This window comes from Haloarcula sp. CGMCC 1.2071, from assembly GCF_037078445.1.
Taxonomy (GTDB): Archaea; Halobacteriota; Halobacteria; order Halobacteriales; family Haloarculaceae; genus Haloarcula; species Haloarcula amylolytica.
Genome location: NZ_JAYMGY010000004.1, coordinates 141853 through 165152, shown reverse-complemented (window position 1 = coordinate 165152; position 23300 = coordinate 141853). Strand labels below are relative to the sequence as shown.

Annotated in this window: 25 protein-coding genes and 1 tRNA gene; 15 read left to right on the top strand and 11 right to left on the bottom strand. The window is 63.0% G+C overall.

Annotated elements, in window-relative coordinates:
* Window positions 1–441: 441 nt before the first annotated feature.
* Window positions 442–1152, bottom strand: a complete 711-nt coding sequence (locus VI234_RS11080; protein ID WP_336330038.1) for a cupredoxin domain-containing protein — start codon at window positions 1150–1152, stop codon at window positions 442–444.
* Window positions 1153–1255: 103 nt separating this feature from the next.
* On the opposite strand from VI234_RS11080, the gene VI234_RS11075 reads away from it, so the two are divergent.
* From VI234_RS11075 to mce, 4 genes are all read left to right on the top strand, one after another.
* The gene (locus tag VI234_RS11075) at window positions 1256–1609 is read left to right on the top strand and encodes an ArsR/SmtB family transcription factor (RefSeq protein ID WP_336330037.1); all 354 of its coding nucleotides are present in this window, start codon (window positions 1256–1258) and stop codon (window positions 1607–1609) included.
* A gap of 2 nt (window positions 1610–1611) precedes the next feature.
* A complete protein-coding gene (locus tag VI234_RS11070) occupies window positions 1612–1911 on the top strand; it encodes a DUF7521 family protein (RefSeq protein ID WP_336330036.1) in 300 nt (99 codons plus the stop codon).
* Window positions 1908–2183 (top strand): DUF7521 family protein, encoded by a 276-nt coding sequence (locus VI234_RS11065; RefSeq protein ID WP_336330035.1) that lies wholly within the window; start codon window positions 1908–1910, stop codon window positions 2181–2183. The genes VI234_RS11070 and VI234_RS11065 overlap by 4 nt, the downstream gene beginning before the upstream one ends.
* Before the next feature lie 74 nt (window positions 2184–2257).
* Window positions 2258–2647: a methylmalonyl-CoA epimerase gene (mce, locus tag VI234_RS11060; RefSeq protein ID WP_336330034.1), complete on the top strand. Its 390-nt coding sequence runs from the start codon at window positions 2258–2260 to the stop codon at window positions 2645–2647.
* A gap of 25 nt (window positions 2648–2672) precedes the next feature.
* Here the strand turns inward: mce and VI234_RS11055 are convergent, their stop codons facing one another.
* On the bottom strand, window positions 2673–3320 hold the full coding sequence (locus VI234_RS11055; RefSeq protein ID WP_336330033.1) for an NUDIX hydrolase: 648 nt from the start codon (window positions 3318–3320) through the stop codon (window positions 2673–2675).
* 84 nt (window positions 3321–3404) lie between these two features.
* Here VI234_RS11055 and VI234_RS11050 point away from each other — a divergent pair, with 84 nt between their 5' ends.
* Window positions 3405–4373 carry an NDP-sugar synthase gene (locus tag VI234_RS11050; protein WP_336330032.1) on the top strand — a complete coding sequence of 323 codons (969 nt, stop codon included), beginning with the start codon at window positions 3405–3407 and terminating at the stop codon, window positions 4371–4373.
* A 26-nt stretch (window positions 4374–4399) separates the two neighbouring features.
* On the opposite strand, the gene VI234_RS11045 is transcribed toward VI234_RS11050, so the two are convergent.
* The 4 genes from VI234_RS11045 to VI234_RS11030 are packed head-to-tail and all read right to left on the bottom strand — an operon-like array spanning window position 4400 to window position 8085.
* On the bottom strand, window positions 4400–5119 hold the full coding sequence (locus VI234_RS11045) for a diphthine--ammonia ligase (protein ID WP_336330031.1): 720 nt from the start codon (window positions 5117–5119) through the stop codon (window positions 4400–4402).
* Window positions 5120–5154: 35 nt separating this feature from the next.
* Entirely contained in the window at window positions 5155–6276 is a 1122-nt protein-coding gene (locus VI234_RS11040; protein ID WP_336330030.1) for a DUF373 family protein, read from the bottom strand.
* 40 nt (window positions 6277–6316) lie between these two features.
* Window positions 6317–7312 carry a signal peptide peptidase SppA gene (gene sppA, locus VI234_RS11035; protein WP_336330029.1) on the bottom strand — a complete coding sequence of 332 codons (996 nt, stop codon included), beginning with the start codon at window positions 7310–7312 and terminating at the stop codon, window positions 6317–6319.
* Window positions 7312–8085 carry a proteasome assembly chaperone family protein gene (locus VI234_RS11030; protein WP_336330028.1) on the bottom strand — a complete coding sequence of 258 codons (774 nt, stop codon included), beginning with the start codon at window positions 8083–8085 and terminating at the stop codon, window positions 7312–7314. Before VI234_RS11030 ends, sppA begins: the two co-directional genes overlap by 1 nt.
* Window positions 8086–8136: 51 nt before the next feature.
* Here VI234_RS11030 and VI234_RS11025 point away from each other — a divergent pair, with 51 nt between their 5' ends.
* Window positions 8137–9048, top strand: coding sequence for an RsmB/NOP family class I SAM-dependent RNA methyltransferase (locus VI234_RS11025; RefSeq protein ID WP_008309528.1), 912 nt, complete (start codon window positions 8137–8139; stop codon window positions 9046–9048).
* On the top strand, window positions 9045–9545 hold the full coding sequence (locus tag VI234_RS11020) for a DUF7122 family protein (RefSeq protein ID WP_008309530.1): 501 nt from the start codon (window positions 9045–9047) through the stop codon (window positions 9543–9545). Before VI234_RS11025 ends, VI234_RS11020 begins: the two co-directional genes overlap by 4 nt.
* A gap of 33 nt (window positions 9546–9578) precedes the next feature.
* Here the strand turns inward: VI234_RS11020 and VI234_RS11015 are convergent, their stop codons facing one another.
* Complete coding sequence (locus VI234_RS11015; protein WP_336330027.1) at window positions 9579–11387, bottom strand: ABC transporter ATP-binding protein; 1809 nt, start codon at window positions 11385–11387, stop codon at window positions 9579–9581.
* A gap of 150 nt (window positions 11388–11537) precedes the next feature.
* Between VI234_RS11015 and VI234_RS11010 the strand changes: the two genes are divergently transcribed.
* From VI234_RS11010 to VI234_RS10995, 4 genes are all read left to right on the top strand, one after another.
* Window positions 11538–11834, top strand: coding sequence for a PqqD family peptide modification chaperone (locus VI234_RS11010; RefSeq protein WP_336330026.1), 297 nt, complete (start codon window positions 11538–11540; stop codon window positions 11832–11834).
* Window positions 11809–12252: a lasso peptide biosynthesis B2 protein gene (locus tag VI234_RS11005; RefSeq protein ID WP_336330025.1), complete on the top strand. Its 444-nt coding sequence runs from the start codon at window positions 11809–11811 to the stop codon at window positions 12250–12252. Before VI234_RS11010 ends, VI234_RS11005 begins: the two co-directional genes overlap by 26 nt.
* A gap of 424 nt (window positions 12253–12676) precedes the next feature.
* Window positions 12677–13591, top strand: coding sequence for a hypothetical protein (locus tag VI234_RS11000; RefSeq protein ID WP_336330024.1), 915 nt, complete (start codon window positions 12677–12679; stop codon window positions 13589–13591).
* Window positions 13585–14808 carry a nucleotidyltransferase domain-containing protein gene (locus tag VI234_RS10995; RefSeq protein ID WP_336330023.1) on the top strand — a complete coding sequence of 408 codons (1224 nt, stop codon included), beginning with the start codon at window positions 13585–13587 and terminating at the stop codon, window positions 14806–14808. Before VI234_RS11000 ends, VI234_RS10995 begins: the two co-directional genes overlap by 7 nt.
* 79 nt (window positions 14809–14887) lie before the next feature.
* Here VI234_RS10995 and VI234_RS10990 read toward each other — a convergent pair whose 3' ends face one another.
* Complete coding sequence (locus tag VI234_RS10990; RefSeq protein ID WP_336330022.1) at window positions 14888–16465, bottom strand: DUF790 family protein; 1578 nt, start codon at window positions 16463–16465, stop codon at window positions 14888–14890.
* 90 nt (window positions 16466–16555) lie between these two features.
* Window positions 16556–17890 carry a DEAD/DEAH box helicase gene (locus VI234_RS10985; protein ID WP_336330021.1) on the bottom strand — a complete coding sequence of 445 codons (1335 nt, stop codon included), beginning with the start codon at window positions 17888–17890 and terminating at the stop codon, window positions 16556–16558.
* A gap of 110 nt (window positions 17891–18000) precedes the next feature.
* Here VI234_RS10985 and VI234_RS10980 point away from each other — a divergent pair, with 110 nt between their 5' ends.
* The 4 genes from VI234_RS10980 (at window position 18001) to VI234_RS10965 (ending at window position 22121) form a co-directional block, all read left to right on the top strand.
* Window positions 18001–19086, top strand: a complete 1086-nt coding sequence (locus VI234_RS10980) for a right-handed parallel beta-helix repeat-containing protein (protein WP_336330020.1) — start codon at window positions 18001–18003, stop codon at window positions 19084–19086.
* A 96-nt stretch (window positions 19087–19182) separates the two neighbouring features.
* Window positions 19183–19253, top strand: a tRNA-Pro gene (locus VI234_RS10975).
* A gap of 286 nt (window positions 19254–19539) precedes the next feature.
* Window positions 19540–19857 (top strand): hypothetical protein, encoded by a 318-nt coding sequence (locus VI234_RS10970; RefSeq protein WP_155120741.1) that lies wholly within the window; start codon window positions 19540–19542, stop codon window positions 19855–19857.
* 422 nt (window positions 19858–20279) lie between these two features.
* Window positions 20280–22121: a hypothetical protein gene (locus VI234_RS10965; RefSeq protein WP_336330019.1), complete on the top strand. Its 1842-nt coding sequence runs from the start codon at window positions 20280–20282 to the stop codon at window positions 22119–22121.
* Window positions 22122–22141: 20 nt separating this feature from the next.
* On the opposite strand, the gene VI234_RS10960 is transcribed toward VI234_RS10965, so the two are convergent.
* Together VI234_RS10960 and VI234_RS10955 are read right to left on the bottom strand one after the other, a co-directional pair.
* Window positions 22142–22858, bottom strand: coding sequence for a hypothetical protein (locus tag VI234_RS10960; protein ID WP_336330018.1), 717 nt, complete (start codon window positions 22856–22858; stop codon window positions 22142–22144).
* Between the two features lie 138 nt (window positions 22859–22996).
* Window positions 22997–23209, bottom strand: a complete 213-nt coding sequence (locus tag VI234_RS10955; RefSeq protein WP_121302957.1) for a hypothetical protein — start codon at window positions 23207–23209, stop codon at window positions 22997–22999.
* Between the last annotated feature and the right edge of the window lie 91 nt (window positions 23210–23300).

The following is a 23300-nucleotide window of genomic DNA, read 5'->3' as shown; positions in this document are numbered from 1 at the left end:
GGACACGCCCCAAGCCGAAGCTGACGAGCGTCTGCACCACGCCGCTCCGGGCGATACCGTCGCACGTCCAGGTAGGCTTGGCCGCGATGGGACCCCAGGACCCCGGTAATGAGGCCGTCTCGACCAGCTCCGTCTACCGGGTCGGTCCAGCAGCGACTCGACGGAGTGGGCCGCCCTCGCAGGGTCGGCGACGATGGTGTGACCGTGGGTCGGCAGGACCCCCTCACAAACGGCCGAACGTGGCAGTGGAGTCGGGCTCGTGGGCGGAGTGCCCCCTGTCACCGGCAGCTAACCCCGTCGGCGAACACAGACAGGGGCGCTGGAGTGATATAGCCGAACTCGGTGTCGGGCATCGGCTAGCGTTGATAACGAGTAAAATGCTACCCTGCGGCCAGATACGGGCCGATGACGAGAGCGGCGTGGTACTCCGTGGCGGGCGAATCAGTGGGTGTGGCCGAGCGCCTCGTTGACGCGCTCGTTGAGTTCTTTGATCTTGGTTCGTTGCGTCTCGCCGAGTTCCGCGGGCGGGTCCTCCAGCGCGGGCTGGCCGTGGGCGTCGGGTTCGCCGACGATGACACTCCCAATCATCCCCAGGCTCTCGTGGGGTTCACAGTAGTAGTGGTAGACGCCCTCGGTCTCGAAGGTGTGCTTGAACGTCGCCCCCTGCTCGGTCAACAGACCGCTGTCCCAGGATGCCGCCCCGTCGGGAGCGAGCTGGGGCTTGTCGTTGTCGGGGTGATACGCCGCCGCAGAGTGGCTCCCGCTCTCGTTGTGGAAGGTGACGGTTCCGCCGACGTTCACGCGGGCGACGTGGGGCGCGAAGTGGTATTCGCCGTCCTTCGTTATCATCTTGACCTCGGCGTGGTCGGTCGGTTCGCCTATTTCATCGTGACCGCCGTCCTCGTGCCCGTGACCGCTCTCTGTCTCCTCGTGGTGCTCGCCCTCCGTCTCTTCGTGGTGCCCGGTTTCCGTCTCCTCGTGGCCGTGCTCGTCCTCCGTCTCTTCGTGGTGCCCGGTTTCCGTCTCCTCGTGGCCGCTCTCCGTCCCGCCGCCCGGTTGACCGCCGGAGCTGGAACAGCCGGCGAGTCCGGCGGCTGCGGCCCCGGCGACAAGCTGTACCATCCGTCGGCGAGTAGGGTTGGTGGTCGTCATCACAGGTGAACGTACCCCCTCCACTCATAAAGTCCGGATAGCCGATTTGCTGAGCCAGCAAACCGATGGCCGTTTATATATCTGGCTGGCTGTACCTCTATACGTGAGCTCCGACCATGCCGCGGCGGAGGTGTTCTCCGTTCTCGATGACGAGTACTCGCGGGCTATACTCGAGGCGACCCGTCGGGGCCCGAAGTCAGGGAAGGAACTCAGCGAGGAGTGCGAGATGTCGCGGGCGACCGTCTCTCGACGGGTCAACGACCTCCTCGACCGTGGGTTCATCACGGAACGGACCCACGTCGACCCGGACGGCCACCACTACAGCGAGTACGAGGCCGTCCTGGACCGGGTCGATGTCAGACTGAAACAGGAGACGGGATTCGACATCCGTGTCGAGGTCGAGGAAGACGCCGCGGACCGCTTTGCCCGCATCTGGAACGAAATGCGTAACGACTGACCATGCACATCGAACTTGTCATCGCCAAGATAGTCACCGCCGTGCTCGGTATCGCCATCGCGTACCAGGCGTACCGTGGATACCGGCGTACCGACAGCGCCCCGCTCCGGTACGTCGCCGTCGGATTCGTGTTCATCAGCATCGGAGCCGTCCTCGAGGGTATCCTCTTCGATGTCGTCGGTCTCAGCATCTTCGATGCCGGGACGATACAGACCGCTGTCGTCGCCCTGGGGATGCTGTTCATCCTCTATGCCCTCTACGGCGGAAACAGGGTACTGGACCGACCAGGGGCAGACGAATGACCGCCGTGACCACGCTGGTACTCGTCGGTGCACGCCTCACGGTGTTGCTGCTCGGCGTGACCATCACGTACTACAGCGTCGCGGCGTACCGCCGGACCGGAGCCCAGTACCTCCGGAGCGCCGCCATCGGCTTTGCCATCATGACTTTCGGTGTCCTGATCGAGGGCGTCCTCTTCGAGGTGGCCGGATTCGACCTCCAAATAGTCCACATCGTCGAGTCCGTCGCCATCGGGCTCGGGTTCCTCGTTCTCCTCGTCTCCCTCCGGCAGTGAACCGCTGCCTTTCGGGCGGACCGCCTTAGCCCGATGGCTTCCCAACTATATGTCGGGGCGGCCAATGTCCGCCCATGCGATTCGACCACGCCGGCATCGCCACCGACGACGCCGCCCCGCTCGCGGAACTGTTCGCCGACGCCTTCGAAACACCGGTCGTCCACGAGGAGACGTTCGACGGCCTGCAGGTGACGTTCCTGGAGATGGACAACGGCTATTTCGAACTGCTAGAGCCGCTGCCGGACGCCGGCGGCGCGATTCCCAGATATCTCGACAGCAACGGGCCGGGCATCCATCACGTCGCTCTGGAGACGGACGACATCTCCGCCGCGCTAGAGACAGTCAGCGACTGCGGCATCGACCTCATAGACGAGGAACCGCGGCCCGGCGCGTGGGGACACGACGTGGCCTTTCTCCATCCGAAGACGACCGGCGGCGTGCTCGTGGAGTTAGTCGAACACTAATCGGCTTCTCGTCCCGGTCCCGGATTCACTCGCCGTCGAGCAACGCTGCAAACCGTTCTTCGGCACCGGGCGTGAGCCGCTCGGGCGGCTCCGCGAACCACGCCGCTCCCACGAGTTCCGACTCGTCCACGTCGAGACTGCCTTTCTTGTACGCCGCTTCGAGGTAGATGTCTAGCGTGTGTACCGACCCCTGCGCGTCGGTGTCCGGATAGTACTTCGAGTGAACGACTTCCGCGACGCCGGTGACCGTACAGCGGATGCCGGTCTGTTCGTTGACGCGGCGGACGGCGGTCCCTTGCACCGATTCGTATTCGTCTCCTTTGCCGCCACCCGGCAGCGCCCACATGTCAGCGCCCCGGCCTAGCACTAGCAGGACGCGGTCGCGGGTGTCGTCGGCCGCCTGGTCGGGTATCTGGTCGCTTAGCTCCGGGAAATCGGAGCCGTCACGGGTGACGAACACGACGCTGTTCCCGGAGTAGCCGGTCCCGCGTGTCGCAGCGAACACGTCGACGTATTCGTCAGGCGACAGCTCGAAGGTCTCCTCGGTGACCGGGACCTCGTCGTAGGCCGCTTCCAGACTCGCAATGCGCTTGTCGACGTTCGTCTGGTTGATTTTCTCCGTGAGGTTCGCGTCGCCGGCCTCCGCGTCGACCGGGGTGTCGTCACCAGTCATACGGGGTGATACTGCGGGCCACCGATAAGTGCCGCGGTCCAGTCGATGAAAAAGAACTTGTATTCTGGTTGTCTGCTTCCGGACATGAAAGCGATTGTCCTCGCAGGCGGATACGCCACCCGGCTCTGGCCTGTCACCAAGAACCGGCCCAAAATGCTGCTTCCCGTCGGTGAGACGACTGTCATCGACCGGATTCTGGGCGAACTGGAGAAGGACGATCGCATCTCGGACGTGTTCGTCAGTACGAACCAGCGCTTTGCCGATGACTTCCGTGACCACATCGCCGCGAGTAGTTTCGAGAAGCCGTCCCTGACCGTCGAGGAAACCGCCGAAGAGGACGAGAAGTTCGGCGTCGTCGGCGCGCTCGCCCAGCTGGTCGACCGGGAGGGGGTCGGCGACGAGGACCTGCTGGTCATCGCCGGCGACAACCTCATCAGCTTCGACATCGCGGAGTTCATCGACTACTTCGAACAGTACGACGACCCCACGCTCGCCGCCTACGATGTCGGCTCGCGGGAGAAGGCGAGTTCCTACGGCCTCATCGAACTGGACGGCGAGGAGGTCACGGACTTTCAAGAGAAGCCCGACGACCCCAACAGCACGCTCGTCTCGATTGCCTGCTACGCCTTCCCGGCCGACGCGATTCGTTTCGGCGAGTACCTCGACGACGGGAACAACCCCGACGAACCCGGCTGGTTCATCCAGTGGCTCGTCGACGACGGCCCCGTCCGGGCGTTCACGTTCGACGACGCCTGGTACGATATCGGCACGCCCGAAAGCTATCTGGAGGCCGTCGCGTGGGAACTCGACGGCGACAACGTCGTCGCAGAGGACGCCACCATCGAGAACACCACGCTCGGCGAGAACGTCCACGTCCTCTCGGGGGCCGAAATCGTCAACTCCAGCCTCGACGGCACCATCGTGTTCCCGGACACGACTATCCTCGATTCGGACATCCGCGAGTCGATTATCGACCGGGATACACAGGTCGAGAGTCTGGACCTCGCCGGCGCGCTCATCGGTGCGCATACGCAGTTGACGAACGGGGACTGACCCCGCCTAGCCGCTTCGATACAAAGTCACGCCAGCCACGCGTCTTCAATTTTGAGTGTCCCGCGACTGCCGTCCCACTCCGTCTCGTACTCCAGTTCGATCCGGCGGTCCATGTGTGGCCCGTCGGTGACGAGCGTCTCGAACTCGCCGCCTTCCCCGAGAATGTGGACGCCGTACTCATCGTTGAGCGCTTCCAGTTCGTCGAGCGCGTCGGCATCGAGCGTGCGACCCAGCCAGGACTCGTCGAGGCCGTAGGCGGCCACGCGGATGATCCGTATCTCGAAACCGGCGTCGAGCATCGCGTCGGCGAGGTCACGAGGGTTTTCCTGCCACAGCGGCGCGAACACGTTGGCTTCGAGGCGGTCGGCCATCGATTCGATGCGGGTCGTCTGGTACTCGCTCTCGACCGCGCCGGCGGTGACGCCGGTGATGCCGCCGTCCAGTTCGACGTCGAGTTCGCGTAGCGCGGCCTCCAGCGGTTCGAGTTCGGCGTCGCCCTGGTCGCCGGAGTCGAGCACGTCGTCAGCCTCGAAGTCATCGGGCTCGACTTCGACCAGCGGGATGCCGATACTCTCGGCGGCCAGGCGGGCCAGTCGAGTCGCCGGAACGTGGTACATGTAGGAGTCGCCCTCCGGGTGGACCGTCACCAGATGTTCGACAGGGTGGCCCCGTTCCAGTGCTCGGTACAACGCCCACGAAGAGTCTTTGCCGCCGGAGAACAGCGAAACCCACGCGCCGTCTGTCATAGCCGCCGGTAGCCGGCGGCGGCGTAAATCGCTGTCTATTCCACCAGTTCGTCCTCGATATCGGTGTGGCTGACGTAGGTCGCCACCCGGACGCCGACGATGCTGATGAGGATACCTGCGAGGATGAACAGCCCGAGGCGGGTCCCCGCCTCCAGTATGAACCCCTGGACCTGAACGATGCCGAGGTTCGTCTCCGGCACCTGAAACGGCTCGAACACGCCACCGCGTTCGAGGAAGTACGCAGAAAAGCCGCGAACGACGAGCCCGACCGCGACCGCACCGAAGGGGAGGTTCACGTACGCGCTCCGGACCCCCTCTTGCTGGATGAGTTCGTCCAGCAGGCGACCGAGCGAGGCGGCCAGCGCCGCGCCGGTCAGCCACGGCACGGACGCGAAGGCAAAGCGGTTCGCAAGCAGGAACGGACTGATATCGCCGACCGCCGAGACGCCCAACACGCCGGCGAAGATGCCGACGAGCGAGAGGCCGGCGGCGACGACGTAGGTCACGAGCGACACCTGTCCCGAGTACAGGGCTTCTCGGGTCTGGCTGGGAAGTCGGGAGAGGTATGCGTCGATACCCAGTCCCTTGTAGATGAGGAACACGCCGATGGCGGCCGCGATAGCGCCGACGGCAATCGTCGGGCTGGTGACGACGAGCAACAGCGGGAACGCGAGCATGATGATTCCGACGGGGACCAGCACCGTCTTGCGCAGTTCCTCGTCTGCCAGGAACTGCTTGAGCAGGTAGTACGTGGATTCGATGTCGCGGGCCTGACGAACGACGACCCGGTCGACGGCGTCGACCTGGACGCGGCTCTCGATGATGGGAACCAGCCGCTCGTCGTCGGCGCTGTCGACGACGACGACCGCGGAGTCCGGGTCGTGCTCGGCGACCAGACTGTCGATCTGGCCGGCGATATCCCGGTCCGAACCGACGCTGTCGCTTCCGCCGCCGACGACGGCGAGGACCGGCGAGGACCCCTCGGCTTCGAGTTCGTCCGCGACTGCGAGCCCCTCGAGGAGGCAGTTGACCCGGCTGTCTTCCGGGTCAACGACGCCCGTCTGCGTGATGAGTGACTCGACGGCGTCGCGGCCGACGACGGGACACGCCGCTGCGGCCGGACTGTCCCTGTCGATACACACCACCAGCGTTGTCACACTACGGCGAAGGCGGTCCCCGAATAAAAAACCTCCCGAGCTATCGCCGGAAGGAGAGGCCCTCGATATCACCGTCGGCGACGCCGGCGATACCCGCGCCGAGGGCGAAGGCGACCTGCTGTGCGCCTCCGCGGAGTTTGCCCGTCAATCCGCGCTCAGGCTCGTACTCCTTGATCGTCACAGCCTCGCCCAGCCGTTGCTCCAGGCTCGCCTTGACGTCGTCGCGCGTGCCGAGCCGGTCGACGAGCCCACGCTCTTCGGCCTCGTCACCGAGGAAGATGCGCGCTTCGGTGTCCTTGAGCGTCTCGGCGTCCATCTCGCGGCCCTCGGCCACGGTGTCGATGAACTGGTCGTAGTAGTCGTCGACGATGCCCTGGAGGTACTCGCGTTCGTCCTCGGTCATCTCCTTCAGCGGAACGCCGGCGTCCTTGTACTCGCCGGCGGTGAACTGCTCGTAGGAGAGGCCCAGGCGGTCGGCCAGTTCCTTGGCGTTGACCCGCGAGCCGACGACGCCGATCGAGCCGACGATAGAGCCCTCGCGCGCCCAGAGCTCGTCACAGCCGGCGGCGATGTCGTAGCCGCCGCTGGCACAGACGTCCGTGGCGTAGGCGATGGTCGGGCCGTCGAACTCCTCGGCGGCGATGCGGATGTCCTCGCTGGGGACGATTTCGCCGCCCGGCGTGTTCAGTTTCAGGAGCAGCGCCTCTGAGCCCCGGTCCGCGTCGGCACGGTCTATCTGTTCGACGATGTCGTCGGCCGACGCGCCCACCGGCGGACTGGTGATGCCGCCACCGCCGTCACGGCTGATCGGCCCTTCGACGGCGACCTCCGCGACGTTGTGTGCTGGGAGTAGGGAGCCGGCGATGTTGCTGCCGATACGGGCTGTGGCGACGGCGACAGCGACGACCAACAGGACGCCGAGCAACTGGGCGAGGTTGTCGGGTGTTCTGACAAACAGCACCCACCCCAGGACCGTGCCGATACCGACGATAATTACGACCAGTAACCCACGTATGATGTCGTCTGCGCCCGCCATTACTGATACATCCCGAGCGGCCGTGCGCTCGTGCTCTCCTCCTGGTTCTCCTGGAGCTGCTGGGCAAGTTGTGCCTTGGCTCGACCGATTTCCTCGGCCTGCTCGACCAGCGCATCGGTGTCGACCTCGAAGTCGGCCAGCGGGCTGATCGCCGTCTGCAGGAGCGCCCGAGCCGCTTCCGGGTCAGGAAAGCGCTGGTCGGCCTCGACGATGAGCCCGATGCTCGTCAGCCCGACCCGCTGTGATTCGTGGACCAGCGCGCCGGTCGGCCCGGTAATCGCGCCGTTCTCCGAGGGCGGGTCCACGTCTGCCTCCTCTAGCATCGCCGCCCCGTCACCCGTCGAGACGCCGTACACGTCCGGAACACCGTCTTTCTCGGCAGGACGGCCGCTGAGGTAGATCGGCGTCGCGTCGTTGGCCTCGAACCAACTGACCATGCAGCCGGCGAACTCCTTCGCGCCGGACGGGGAGATCGGGGCATCGCTCTGGAGGACTAGCAGGTCACGGCCCTCGTCAGCGTACAGCCGGACCGGCGGGCGAACCGCCGGGTCGTCCGTTCCGTACACGGCGATCTCTGGCAACCCCTCGCAGTGGGCCGATGCGTAGTACTCCATGTCGTAGACGTCGACGAGGTGGTCGGCGGCTATCTTGCCGACGAGTCCGACGCCCGGGAGCCCCTCGACCAGTGTCGGGGAATCGAGCGAAATGTCGTCGCGGTGGACCTGTATGTGTGCCATACCTCGGGTATCGGCCGCCGGCGGCTTGAAAGCCATGGGCCGGTGCCGTTCGAAACCCACAAACCGACCGCCAGCGAACGCCGGACAATGGAACCACTCGACCGCTACCGACCCATCATCGACGACTTCGAGGCGTTCATCGACGCGTGTGAACGCCCGCTGCCGTCGGCTGTCAGGGTCAACACCATCAAAGCCTCCGTCGAGCGGGTCCGAACGGCGCTTGCGGACGCGGACATCGCCTACGACCCCGTCGACTGGCACGACGGCCTGTTCGTCCTGCCCGAGGACTCCCCCGGCGCGAACTGGCCGTACTTCCACGGCTGGATTCACGGGCAGGAGGAAGTGTCCGTGATTCCGGCGACCGTACTGGACCCCCAGCCCGGCGAGCGAGTCTGGGACGCCTGTGCAGCACCGGGGAGCAAGACGACCCAGCTCGCCGCGCTGATGGAGGACACCGGCGAAGTCGTCGCGACCGACAACAACCTCGGGCGGATCTCGGCGCTGCGGACCAATACCGAGCGGCTGGGCGCGACCACGGTTGCCGTCACCCACGAGGACGGCCGCAACCACTCGCTCAAGCCCTTCGGCGGCGAAGAGTACGACCGCGCGCTCGTCGACGTGCCCTGCTCCTGTGAGGGGACCATCCGCAAGAACCCGGATACGCTGGAGGACTGGACGCTCTCGCACGTCGAAGGCATCTCCGGCGTCCAGAAGGGCATCCTCAAACGGGCCATCGAAGTGACCGAACCGGGCGGAACCGTCGTCTACTCCACCTGCACGTTCGCTCCGGAGGAAAACGAGGCCGTGCTTGACTACGTGCTCGACGAGGTCGCCTGTGAGATCGTGGACTACGACCTCCCGCTCGACCACGCACCGGGAATCACCGAGTGGCAGGACGAGAGATTCGACCCCAGCGTCACCAACGCCAAGCGCATCTACCCGCATCACAACGACACGGGCGGGTTCTTCTGTGCGAAACTGGAGGTGCCCGCGGAATGAGCGACCAGAGCACGGAGTTCACGCGGCTCCCAGAGACAGACGAGGAGCGCGAGGACCCCGAGCGGGCGACCCGCGAAGAAGTGCTCGACTTCTGGGCTGAACGCTTCGGCGTCCCGCCGGAGACCTTCGAGGGGTACACGTTCTGGGAACGTGGTGCTGGCAAACTGTGGCTGTATCAGGGGAGTCCGCCATCGCCTGTCGATATCGAGGGCCTGGGGATGACGTTCCTGCGGACGCGCCAGGAACACTGGAAACCGACGCTGGAGTCCGTCCAGCGGTTCGGAGAGCACGCCAGCCAGAACGTCATCCACCTCGATGAGGACGCTGCCCGAGCGTTCGTGGCCGGCGAGGACCAGGAACTCGACTGGGACGGCGACTGGGGGTATCTGGTCGTCACCCACGACCTCGCCGGCGAGGCCGAACCGGTCGGCGTCGGCCTGTACGTCTACGGCGAACTCAGGTCACAGGTGCCGAAAGGACGTCGCCGAGAGGTCTGATTCAAGCAGTGCGACCGCTCCGGTGAGAGCGGCTCAGCCGCTGAAAGACTTCGCGGCCGCCGTTCCCTGCAACGCGTACAACTCCGCGTACGTCCCGTCGTCGTCGAGCAGTTCGGCGTGGCTGCCCTGTTCCGTGACCTGCCCGTCCTCGACAGTGTAGATTCGGTCGGCGTTCGAGACGGTCGAGAGCCGGTGGGCGATTGCGATCACGGTCTGGTCCCCGTCGAGCGTCTCGACGGTTCGATGGATTTGCCGTTCCAGGTTCGAGTCGAGGTCGCTGGTGGCCTCATCGAGTACGAGTATCTCTGCGTCCGTCAGCAGCGCGCGGGCCAGTGCGACCCGCTGGCGTTGCCCGCCGGACAGTTTCACGCCGTCGTCGCCCAGCACTGTGTCGAGCCCCTGCGGGAGGTCATCGAGGAATTCGAGGACGAGGGCCTTCTCGGCCACTTCGTAGAGTGTCTCGTCGGAGATATCCCGACCGGCAGTGAGGTTGTACCGCAACGTATCGTTGAAGATATGTGGGTCCTGTCGAACCATCGCAACAGCGTCACGCCATTCGTCGAGTGCATAGGTCGAAATCGGCGTCTCGCTCGCCAGGATCTCACCGCTGTCCGGGGTATAGAGCCGAGTGAGAAGCGAGACGACTGTCGATTTGCCGCCACCGGACTCGCCGACGATACCGACGAACTCGCCTCGCTCGACAGTCATCGAGAAGTCCGCGAGTACTGGCTCGTCCTCGTAGGCGAACGAGGCGTTCTCGAACGCGATTTCCTTGATGCAGTCCGGGACCGGCTTCCCACCGGTCGGTTCCTGCTGGGTTTCGAGGCGGTCGATGAACTGGTGGGTGCGAACCAGATGTGGTAGCTCTCCCTCGATGGCGTAGATGGTAGAATTGAGCGAACTCAGTCGGGGCGCGAGTCGGAGCATCGCGAACAGGAACACGCCGAGTTCAGCGATCGACAGCGCCCGGAAACTGATTGCGACGTAGACGAGACCGAACAGGAGCAGCGAGACCGAGAGCCGATAGAGACTACCGATTGCGACCTCGTTCCGGCGAACGGCGATGCTGGTTGCAGTGTAGCGGTCGAGCGTGGCCCGGAACTCGGCAAGCAGTCCGTCGCGCATGCCGAACAGCTTCACGTCACGGATACCCTGCGTCCCCGCCTGTGTTGTCTCCTGCAGCCGTTCGTTTGCCGTCGCCACACGGTCGCCGACGGCGTACCCGGGCTCGATGCCGTATCTGATGAGCGCCGTGACCCCGCCGAGAGCGACAGCCGCACCGACTGCCAGCATCGGCGCGATAGCCAGTGCGATTCCGATGTACACCAGACAGAGGATTCCCTGCTGGAAGAACTGGATAATCCGGCCGATGACACGGCCGGCGTACCGGGTCTGTGTCAGAATCGTGTTCATGATGTCGTCGGACCCCTTGTCGTCGTAGTAGGCGACCGACGCGTTCATCGCCAGTTCGTAGGCCCGGTTTTTGAGGTCGCGTTCGTACGCCTGTGTGAGCTTCGCCGCGAGCCATTTCACCGCAAACGATGCCGTGAACCGGACGACCATCACGCACGCGAGGCCGAGTAGCAGGGATTCGAGCGTGAGCGGCAGTCCGGCGGCGGCGTACGCGGACAGGAACTGACCGGTAACACCGTCCGCCTGAAGCGGGAGGCCTTGCCCGGCCTGTGCGGCGTCGAGTATCGGAAACAGGAACGAGAGGCCGACGCCTTCCAGCAGCATCACGAAGAGGCTGGCGGCGACGATACTCCCCGTCAGCGCCGGACGATACAGTGCCACACGGCGCAGCGATGCGTATTTCTCACTGACGGAGGGAGTATCAGCCATTGGTCCGGATGCGAGTTCTATGTAACATAGTTACCGACTCTCTACGGTTGGGCAGTACGGGAGCGAAGGGAGCGTCTACCGCCTGTCTGGGTCGTGACGGCGACGAAAAGAGGCCATAACAAATAGTGCGGGTATCCCTGGAGTCCACATATGGTCGCGATAGATGCTGGATCGACTGTCGTCGCAACTGACAACTGTGTCACCACGACTATCGACGGCGAGATCGTGCTGCTCAACAACGAGACGGGGCGGTACCAGGGGCTATCAGGGGTCGGCCCGGACATCTGGGGCCGAATTCAGGAACCGACGGAACCAGCGGACATCGTCTCGGCGCTGGTCGGGGAGTACGACGTCGACAGAGACCGAGCGGCAACTGACGTGGAACGATTCCTGGAAACGCTTGCCGCGGAGCAACTCATCAATGTCGATACGAGCCCGACTCCGTGAGTTCAGGGCGTTGCCACGGGCGCAGAAGCTATTACTATGTGAAGCAGTGGTACTGATCGTTGCGAGCAAAGTGTTGCTTGCAGTCGCTGGGCTGGAGAGGGCAGAGCGATATTTCGGCACGGTCTCTCAGTTCCTCCCGTGTCATCGTCAGTCCGGGTCACCAGAGTCAGTACGGTGGGCGGTTCTGACAGCAGGATCACGTCTCCCAGGTTCCTACGATTGTCTTGACCGAGCACTCACTGGTAGCACACTGCTGGTAGCAAACGACCTGCCGCATCGTCTCCGCTTCGGCGTGGACACCCAGTCCGAGACGTTCGAGGCTCACGCTTGGATCGAGTCCAACGGGGCTGTCCTTATCGGGGATGTCGACGACTTTGGGCGCTTCCGCACACTCACGGAACGCGAAGTACGTGGCTAACGAATAGTAAACACGGCATTCTGTATGAATTCAACAGTAATGAGTACTATAACAAATACATCTACATCTGAAACCAGAGGCGGGGGTAACCCATGAAGGAATACGAAACGCCGTCGGTCGAAACGTACGGAACTGTCGAAGAAAAGACGAACTGGTGGGACCACGACGACGGATACGGGAAGTGGAGCTAGCGTCCGCAGTCGGTTCACGTATCTAACTGATCCCTCCTTTATTGATCCTCGACACTGGCACCGGTCAGTGGCTACGTCGTGACGGTTTCGTGGCTGTGTGTCGGAAGTAGAGAGTGCATTCTTATCCACCACAGCAGTCAAGCGATCTGGTATGAACCAGGGGTGTCGTAGATGGGGTGTGTTTCAGCACGGACGGAATCGATGGACAACTACGCAGGGAGGGACCTAGCAGGATGGCAACAGTAAACACAGCCACGTACGAAGCCTTTGGACTGACAGTCCGCTCGGCATTCGACGTACCGGAGCTTCCGCCCGCTGAGACAGAGCCCGACGGGCGGGCCGACGTCACCATCACTGAAGAACGGCTCCCTCGCCCACTGTCGGCTGACTCCGAATCGACCTTTCACGCGGTAGACGAGCGCGAATACTACCTTCTATACGACGCCGCAACGGTCAGAATTCTCGACGGGACGTCCATCGCTGTAGACCCGGCCTCGGACGTGCCAAGCGAAGTCCTCCGCCACGTACTGGTCGGCCCGGCGTTGAATCACTTGCTGGACCAGCGGGGCTACTTCGTGCTGCACGCCAGTACCGTCAGCATCGACGGGCGTGCAGTGGCGTTCGTCGGGGAGTCCGGGGTCGGAAAAACGACGACTGCGATGGCCTGTTTGCTTGACGGGCACCGTGTCCTGAGCGACGACGTGGCCGCGATAGCGCTGGCTGATGCGGGTCCAGTCGTCCGGAGCGGCTACCCATCGATGAAACTCGACCCGGAGGCAGTTGCGGCATTTGACCCCCCGGTCGAGCCGCCGGAACAGGTCCACAGCGGGCGCCCGCGACATTTCTACGGGCTCAGACACGACCAGCCCGCGACTCCGGTGCCGCTAGAACGCATCTATCTGCTCGAAGACGGCGACTCTATCGGGGTGGATTCAGTCAGGCCGGACGAACAGGTCATGGCGCTCGTCGATAACACGTACACGCTGGGCGCGCTGGACGCCGACGGCCAGGCCGTGTCCAATTTCAGTGCTTGCGGGGAGATCGTCGACATGACAGATATAAAACGGCTCCGCCGACCGTTCGATCTCGATATGCTCCCGGAGGTCGTAGCCCGGATTCAGTCTGATCTCAAGAGTGAGCCATGCTAACGGAGGCTGAACCCGAACTCCAATTGGTAGTCGACTGTGTTCGTACCGCAATCGTCACCGACGCTTCCCCCGACCCTCCCGCGCTGGATGCCGAACCTGCCTGGGACCGCGTCCTTGAACTCGCCCGATATCATGGCGTTGTGCAACTCCTCTATCAGGGGCTGGAACCGATAGCACGCGAGAGCGGTGATGAGTTCACCGTGCCAGAGTCCGTGTTGACACGACTTAGCAGCACAGTACAGGGAAAGCGGATGCGAAATCTCGCGTTCACGACCGAGCTACAGGAGATAATCGAGAGTTTTGAGACACGCGGTGTACGCGCGGTACCGTTCAAAGGACCGGTGCTTTCGGCCGCCACCTACGACGACGCAACGGTGCGGGAGTACAACGATCTGGATCTGCTCGTCCATCCTGAAGATATCACTGTCGCCGCGGATATTCTGGAAGAGCGAGGCTACGAGTGGCGCGGGGGCACGCCGCGATTGGACGACGCCGCGCTGTTGGGCGGTCCCGTGACGAAGGCAATCGTTCACGAGTACGAGATGCGAGGTCCGGAGTTCGACGTGGAACTCCGCTGGCGCGTGGGCGACGCCGAGCGACCGTTCACCACACCGTTCGGTGAACTCTGGGACCGCCGCGACACAGTCGCGGTCGGCGGCCAACCGCTTCCGGCGCTTGCACAGCCAGACCGGCTACTCGTGTTAGCGTTCCACGGAACCAAGCACCGCTGGTATCTCCTGAAGTGGCTCTGTGATTTCGTTGCGGCGCTGGAGTCGACGGAAGCCGACTGGTCACACGTCCTCGCTCGGGCGCGGGAAACTGGCGTCCAGCGGAACCTACTGCTCGGGGCCGCGCTCGCCCGTACTGTCTTCGGGTATGCCCTCCCAGCGCCGATACTGGATCGCCTTCGCACGGACGACCGCGTCACCGAGTTAACCGAGGCCGTCGTCGAATCGCTGGCCGCTGGGACGCCACAGGCACCCACGCAGTTCGAGGCCGCTCAGTTTCACCTGGCTGCCAGCGATTCGGCAACTGCGCTGGTGCCGCTCCTGCTGTTGCATTCGTCGCTTCACCCGACTTACTCGGAGTACCAGTTTTGCCCGCTCCCCGGTCCGCTGCATCCGCTGTACTACGTCATCTGGCCGCTCCGACTCCTCCTCGAAGTGCCACAGTGGCAGCGACAGCGGTCCGAAGAGCCACTTGACGAAGCGACCTGAACAGCCGAGTCGCTCGCTTCGTTCCGGCGACGATTCGCTGTATCTGGGGGCTGATTCTCAGCGGTATCCCACAGGCGGCTCACTCCCGTGGCTGGATTGTCCCCTCACCCAGCCCTTCCCAGGCGACGCGGTAGCCAAGGCGTGCGAGGGTGGCGCTGTCGTCCTCGAGACCGTAGTCTGCCAGTCTGTCGCTCGCCCCCTCGTACGCCATTCCGGGCTCGATCTCCTCGGCCAGGTCGTCTAACACGGCAGGGGAAACGAGCGTGCGCCCGACGCGCTCGTGGGCCGGATAGGCCACGTCTTCCAGCGCATCCTCGCTGACGCCGTACTCCGCGGCGAGGTCAGCGAGCGAGGTAACGTCGGCATCCGGCCGGAGTTCATCGGGTATCTCCGCGGCGCTCTCGCGCACCAGCCGCTCCTCGTAGGGTCGCAGGGCATCCCGCACGTCTTTCACTCTGACCGTCCCGGCGTACGGAATCGCTCGGTTATCCGTCGCTTCGATTTCGTCCCCGACACCGAGCGATTCGTCGACGGCGACCAGCATCTCCACGTCCGCCAGCGCGTCGAGGCGGGCGAGCTTCTTCTCGACGTACTCCGGCGTCCAGAAACCCATAATTTCGAAGAAAATCCGGAAGGGAGCGTCACTGGCGGCCCCGTCAGCCCCGTCCGAGCCCCCGCCACTGCGCCCGGTGTCCCGAACGCCGGTATCAGCGCCGGGTCGCCACTCGAAGGCGAAATCCGGGATGATGACATGTTCGCCGGCCGCCAGCGGCTCCGGCTCGCGGATGAGGTCCCAGTCGAGGTCCAGCGCGGCGAACCGGCCGGCGAAGTCGGCTTCGACACCGCTGTCGTAGCTGACCTCAGTTACGGGCTCGACGCCGGGCACGGAGACATCCCCATCTGAAAGGGTGAGTTCCCGCTCGGTGCCCCGGTCGTCGATGGTCGCCGTCAGTTCCCACTCGCTCGCGGCCGCGACCGTCCGAAGGAGACGAGCGAAGCGGGTGCCGTACCGGCGTGTATTCGAGAACAGCGCGTCCGGCCCCGTGACGACGACCTCTCGACCGTTCCCAGTCCGGCGAATCTCGTACATCAGCCGGAGGCGTTTGACCGCCGAGACGAGCGCCTTCGGGTCGGATGAGCGGACCCGTACCTCGGTCGCGTCGAACAGCGCCGTTTGCGCTAGCGAGAGGTTGTACTGGGTCCGCAGTTCGGCCGGCCCCCAGCGCGAGTCGACGTCAGTGAGAACCTGTCGCGAGTCCCGGTCGGCGTATAGCGCCTCGGCCAGCGTCTCGGCGTCCGTGCCGAAGTGGTCGGCCGCCTCGGAGAGTGCTCGCTCGCGCTCGGCCTCGGTCACGACGCCAACGTCCGCGGCGGCTTCGAACACCCGACGACGGGCGCGAACGGGGTCGACCGGAGCTTGCGTCTCGAAGGTAGCCTCCCGTTCGACGAGTTTCGCCAGCCCGCGGACCAGTTTGAAATCGTCGGCCTCTCGCTCTACGTCCGCGAGCGCCGTCTCCAGCGTCTCGCGGGATTCACCGACGTGGCCCTGGTAGATACCGAGCACGCGGGCCGCCAGTCGCTCCACATCGGCATCGGCGAACTGCAGGTAATAGCCGCCGCCCGCCCGAGACACCCGCAGGAGGTCTTTCGTCAGCACAGATGCGTCTCCGCGACGGAGCGACAAAAACACGGGGAGTCAGGGCACCCACTCAGCACGCTCAGGGGCACCTCGACGCTGCGACGCCCGCTATCTGCGTCGCCTGGCGACGCGCTCTTCCGCGGTCTCCTCGGTCACGAGTTCGTACAGCAGCGCCCGACCGCCGTCGGCTTTTGGCCGCAGAATCCGGCCGAGTCGCTGGGTAAACTCCCGCTCGGAGCCGCTGCCCGAGAGGACGACGGCGACGTTGGCGTCGGGTACGTCCACACCCTCGTCGAGGACGTTCGCCGTCACGACCCGGGAGTAGGTCCCGTCGCGGAACCGCTCTAAGATCTCCCGACGCTCGTTCGCGCCGGTCTCGTGTGTTATCGCCGGGATGAGGAACCGCTCGGAGAGGCGGTACACGAGGTCGGTGTGGGCGGTGAAGACGATGATGCGGTCCTCGCGGTGGCGGTCCAGAATCGTCGCCAGCCGTTCGACCTTCCGCTGAGCGTTCATCATCACCTCGCGGGCGCGCTGTTTCGCCAGCAGCGCCTCGCGGGCCGCCGGGTCGTTGCCGGACCGCTTCACGAGTTCCTGATAGTCGCTGCCGGACCGGAGTTGGATGTTGGACTGCTTCAGGTAGTCGGTGAACGTCCCCTGGGACTCCTCGTAGCGGTCCCGTTCGTCCGGTGTGAGCGCGACTTCGATTCGTTTGATATCGTAGTCCGCGAGGTGCTCGCCCGCCAGGTCGTCAACGCTGACTCGCTGGACGAGCGGCCCGACGAGTGCCTCGATGGTCTCGTGTGCGCCGTCCGGCCGCTCGAACGTCGCCGTCAGCCCGAGTCGCGCCGGCGCGGCGAGCAGCCGAGCGATGTCCCGATACCCCTCGCCGCCGAGGTGATGGACCTCGTCGAAAACCACGAGTCCGAATCGGTCCCCGAGTTCGTCGGCCCGCAGGTACGCCGAGTCGTACGTCGACACCGTGATGTCCTCGACCCGCTGTTCGCCCCCGCCCATGCGGCCGACCGGCTGGTCGAACTCCCGCTGTAGCTCGCGCTGCCACTGCTCCAGCAGGTCGATGGTCGGGACGACGACCAGCGTCGGCGTCCCCAGCGCGACCATTGCCGCAATGCCGATAACGGTCTTGCCGCTCCCCGTCGGGAGTTCCAGACAGCCCCTATCGCCAGCCTCTCGCCAGGCGTCCAGCGCTGCCTGCTGGTAGGCTCTGAGGTCGTACGTCGTCGAGAGCGACAGCGACGGCAGGGAGCAGACAGCGTCTTCGTACGCTATCCCGCGGTCCCCCAGCGCACTCCGGAGGTCGGCGTACCGGTAGGCCGGCGCTCTGGCTGTCTGGGTGCGTTCGTCGTACTCGACGCCGGGCAGGTCCGACGGCGGGTCCCCCGTCACGCGGATGGTCCCCGACTCGTACGTCAACTCCAGCACACTCCGGGGTTCGCCGGTCCGGCCGATAACGCTTTCGCGGGCCGCATCGCCGGGGGCACCAGTTCAAATAACAATACGGTTTACGTCCACTCGCGCCTACAGTGTCAACTATGGACGACAGGCGTACGACACTACTTGCCCTCTTGCTGTCGGTAGTGCTGACCCTCGCTGTGTTGCCGGCGAGCGTAGCGGGAGCACAGACGGCACAGGAGACACTGACCGTGGATAAAGACGGGCGTGCCGACTACCGGTCGATACAGGCCGCTGTGGACGCCGCCGACAGCGGTGACACCGTCGAAGTCCGTCCGGGCACCTACTACGAAGAAGTCCGAATCAACGAGAACATCTCCATCGTCGCACCCGACCGGGCGATACTGGACGGCTCGCGGTTCGTCAACGGAACCGGCGTCACGGTGGCCGGCACAGCCGAACCGAACGTCACCGGATTTACCGTGCGGAACTACCGCTTCGGTGTCGTGGCCAACGGAACCAGGGGCGACTGGACGGTCACTGATACGACCGTTATCGCTGCCGACGTCGGCGTCTACGCGCCGAATTCGTCCGGGAACTGGACTATCGAGGACGCCGCCGTCGCCAGCACGACCTACAGCGGCGTGTTCGCCCGCGGGACCAGCGGTGACTGGACGATTCGCGACACTCGCTTCGTCGCTGTCGGCGGCGACGGCGCCGACGTCCGCAGGTCTTCCGGCGACTGGACGGTCGCAGCAGTCGTCGTTGACCGGTCCGGCGCGGACGGCGTCGACGCCTCCGGGACAACTGGTGACTGGTCGGTCCAGAACACGGAGGTCCGCCGGAGCGATACCGGCGTCAAGGCTATCAATAGCGCCGGCGACTGGACGGCGACCGACCTGACAGTCCGCCAGAGCGACACCGGCCTCGTGACCGCCTTTTCGAGCGGCGCGTGGACGGTCACGAACGCCACGGTCGATACACGCGATATCGGGGTCTTCACCGCTCGAACGACCGGCGCGTGGACCATCCAGAATACGACCATCGAAAGCCGGCAACAGGGAATCCACGCCATCAAGACCAACGCGTCGTGGACTGTCTCTGGGTCGACCATATCCGTGACCGCCGAGCAGAATGCCATCGGTGTCGACGCCCGCTCCGCGAGCGAGGGCTGGTCGCTCAAGGACGTTACCATCGAAAGTCCCGATATCAAAGTCGCCGAGTGAAGCGACCGCACCGACACTGCCCTCCCTCGTCACGGGCTGCCACTCTCGCCACCAAAGCGAAGCCCTTAATTAAAACACCCCCTTCTCCCAGAGTGCGGGACCGTGGGGTAGCGGTATCCTCGGCGGATGGGGTCCGTCGGACCTGAGTTCGAATCTCGGCGGTCCCACTCAAGCTTTTACCAGATGCCGACACCTGTACGCTTAGGTGTGCGAGCGGTCAACTTCCTTCGCGTATTCAGCTGAAATTTAGTCGTTCTTTAAATACCTCTGAGAACCATAAGAAGTCTGTCAAGAAGCTGCGGCTTCTGATCGAAATTCGGCGTCGTCAGCAGTGGCCGTACCCACCCTGTGCGTTCGTCCCTGCAAGCCGACTCATCGAGGACGGTGCGACTGATTCAGAGGTACGTCGTGCAGTCCAGGAAGTCGACGACGAACTCGTGCGAGGTGGTTCCGATGAGTGACGCGGAGAGTCACGTAGAGCCCGCTGAGGAAAGCGACGAGAGCGAGATACCGAACTCCGGCCCCAGTCCGGCACAACGTGGTTCGACCCCTGAGAACCTGCCAGAGGAACATAGGCCGAACCTCCCACACGTCGCGGACGGCGAGAGTACCGATTGGTCGCAGTACACGGCCTATCGGTGCGTCCACTGTCACGACAACTGCATCAACAAGATCGACTCGGACTACGCCCGGGCGAGAGAGTGCCGCCACTGCTACGCAGTTCCGGTACTCGACCGACACAGCGTCGACGATCCGGCGCTTGATCGGTAACTCCTCTGTCCGACGATGTGCCGAGGAGAGGACAGGGGAGTACCCGCCGTTGGTAGCCGTCCCACCGTCCGACCAACCCAGTGTGTCGGCGGCTCGACCCCTCGGGTTCGCGTTCCGGGAGAGGAAACCCCCCTTGCGGGGGTTGACTCGACCTCTCAGCCGCGCGTATCTGCCAGCCTCCACAGTCCACCGAAAGCGAGGGCGCGGGAGAGCTGGCACGCCCGGCAGCGCAGCGGAGCGAGCAGCCCGGACCGGGCCGCGAGCGCCAATCGCGGCCCGCACCTGCTCGACCAGCCGGCAGCGACCCCTTGCGGGTCGACCCGGAAGCCCGAGCGTTTCCCCCGAACCCGGCGGGTGAGGGGAATCGTTACCGCGTTCACCTGTCCGACCAATGCCGTTCCTGCCCCCGCGGGGTCCCACGTATGAACAGCCGTGTGGAACCGCCGGGACACCTGGGCGGTCTCGACCTTGCGGACAGATGTAACACTCCCGTCTTAGCAGACCTTCTCGAAGAGCGCGATCTCCTCGGCCATGGCCAGTTGCTCGATGGAACACTGACCGAACGCGACGAAGACCGCGTACGCATTGCGAAGTTCATCGCGGCGCATCCGGAAGGTACGCCGGTGTCTCACGTCGTTTCGTACGCAGTGAAGGGAGTGTCGCCTGAAACGTGCGAGCGCGTCGACGGTTCGGACCCGGATTACCAGTTTGCATACCGCTTCATCGACGACCTCATAGCCCCCGACGACCCGTACGTGCGGAAATCCCGGTCGTCAGGCGTTCTTTTCGTGACCCCGACACTGCGGCTTCTTGACTTGATTACAGAAGGCATTACTCAAACAACCCAGACAGAGGGCCTGACGTATGATCGTGAGTTCCTGCGTAATTACCTCTCTCGCGTCGATTCTGTAGACGATAACCTGCGGGAGCTACTGAAGGACGGTTTTACATCCTACCTGAACCGCATCAAAGATTACAAACTGCTGTTCGATGTCCACTTCGTCGACCGGCGCGGCGGCGAGTCCACACAGCGGATGACGAAAGACTACAAGACCCGCTTCAACGACCAGGGCCGTGTTTCCAAGCAGTTTGCCCGGTTCAATGATGCGCTGGAATACGGCTACGAGAACGCTGAGAACGCTGTGCTGGTGACGTTGACGACTGACCCGAAGCGCCAAGACTCGCTGCTCGACGGGATAGATTCGATAAACGAGAACTTCAACCGGCTGTTGTCGTATTTCGACTCGGACCCGTCGACGAAAACCGATACCCGCGACCCGGATGTTCCCGGCTGGCGGCACGATCTCGATAGCGAGGTGACCGGGCGACCGCGTGACCGACCGGACTACATCAAGGCGCTGGAGTTCACCGAGAAAGGATACCCGCATCTGCATGTGCTGTTTTTCGACGTGCCGACCCGCCAGCAAGACGGATTGCCGTGGCTGTGCGACAAGCCGGAAGTAGCCGCGAAATGGGCCGACTACGGCCAGGGTGAGATCGTCGACGTGTACCCGCTGACGTACCGCGACGACCTCGGCGACCTGGAACCAGAGTTCCAGAGCGACGAAGGCTTCGTCGATTGGTATCGCTTCGGCGACCACGATCACGGTGAGCAGTGGGTTCGAGAACGGACCCGCTCGCACGAGCTGATCGAGTTCGGCGACGATGGCCATGAGATGGAGTCAACCGCTGGCGCGTATCTCGGGAAGTACCTTAGCGCGACGTTCGGCTCGCTGCTCGACGCGACGGAGTCTTTCGAGCAGGCCGACGACGACCGAGAGACGTACGCCGATAAAGCAGCGACGTGGAAGCTAGCGCTGTACTGGGCGACGAACCGGCGGTTCTGGTCCTGCTCGGAATCGATTACGGAAGGAATCGACCCGAACGATCACCTGCAAGACCCGGACGTTCGTGAAGCCGTTAGGTGGTGTTCGCTCGACTCCGTAAAGGCCGCGAGCGAGAGCGAGATACGCGACGACCTCGCGCGTCGGCAGTGGGATGACCTCGACGATCTCGACGCCGCCGTAGAGCGGGCGATTTCCGATGTGGAACAGCCGCAGGTGCGTTCCACGCTCCCTGATGAAGCCACGTTCCGATGCATCGTCGACTACATCGGTGCGTATGCGTACTGGGATCTCCCGAGTAGCGAGTTAGCCGATGATTCGTCTGACCTCGAAACCACCGAGGACTATATTGTTGATGACGACAGCTTGCCGATTGTCGACTGTGAGAACGACCCGCCAATAGTCGATGTATGGTATTGAGGTGTTTTTTAGTTGGATATCTAAATTGGCAACTGAAGGTAAAAATCTATAGAATAAGATAAGATGCTGAAAATACCAGTTTGATACAACAAAGAAGCGAGTGCAACTAATGCACCTAATATAGCAAAACGTTGCGGCCACGGTTCATATTCTTCAACCACTGATTTCACGTGTATTTCTACTGTTGAGGACTCCTGGAAGGTGTCTAATGTCCCACTGTAAAGAAAAACGAATTGGAAATCATAATTTCCCGATTCAGCATCTTCAGAAATATCTAATTCAATTTCCATTGGTGCGTGGTCTCCCCAATCACCTTCTGAGATGATCGTTGGGTAAAGTCGATCTTCAGCGTTTTCTTCGGGAGGAAATTCAAATGCTGGACTGTCAAAGAATATGAATTCAGATGGATACATTGTACTTGCATTAGATTTTATATGATGCACGAATTGATTATTTTCTTCAAGAGCAGGTGCACCATATGAAATATTATCATCTTCGTCTTTATGAAATGGTATTGATATTTTCCCACCGCTATCAGAGAGCAGAGAATCATAATCCACGAAAGTTGTCATCTTAAATCGATCAATATTGCCATATCCAGTAAAGTAAACGCTGAACTTTGCTGTGCCACCTTTAGAAACCGATAATCTTTGTGTTGAAGTGATGATTTGATACTTCGGTTTAGTTGTAGGAACCCTTCGCTGTGCCCTTCCCTCAAGTATGTTATTGTCGCTCATGGAATAGATTATCTGATGGTCGTATATATTAATAATGTTGATAGTGTAATCCCGGCGCTTCGGGTCGTATCTGTGAAGTGTTCGGTGAGCGAGTCCCCGATGCGAAACCGACGACCGAGTCCCCGATGGGAGAGCGTACTATTCGTCGTCAACCCACCAGACCCAGCTACGACCGGCTTGCTTGCCGTTGATGCGCCCCTCGTCGTGGAGTTCCTTGAGTCGCCGAATCGTGGCCTTGTCCTTGATCGGCAACTGCTCCGAAACCTCGATAGTCGATAAAACGTGTTCGGACGTATCGCGTAGGACCTTGACGATCTCGTCGTCAGTTACGTCTGGTTTCCGTCCAGCCATTACCACATCCAATCGAGTGTTTTGCTTATAAAATCCCACCAGAGCCGCTGTACGTACGTCGTTTGTTACATCTTTAGAAACTATTAATAGA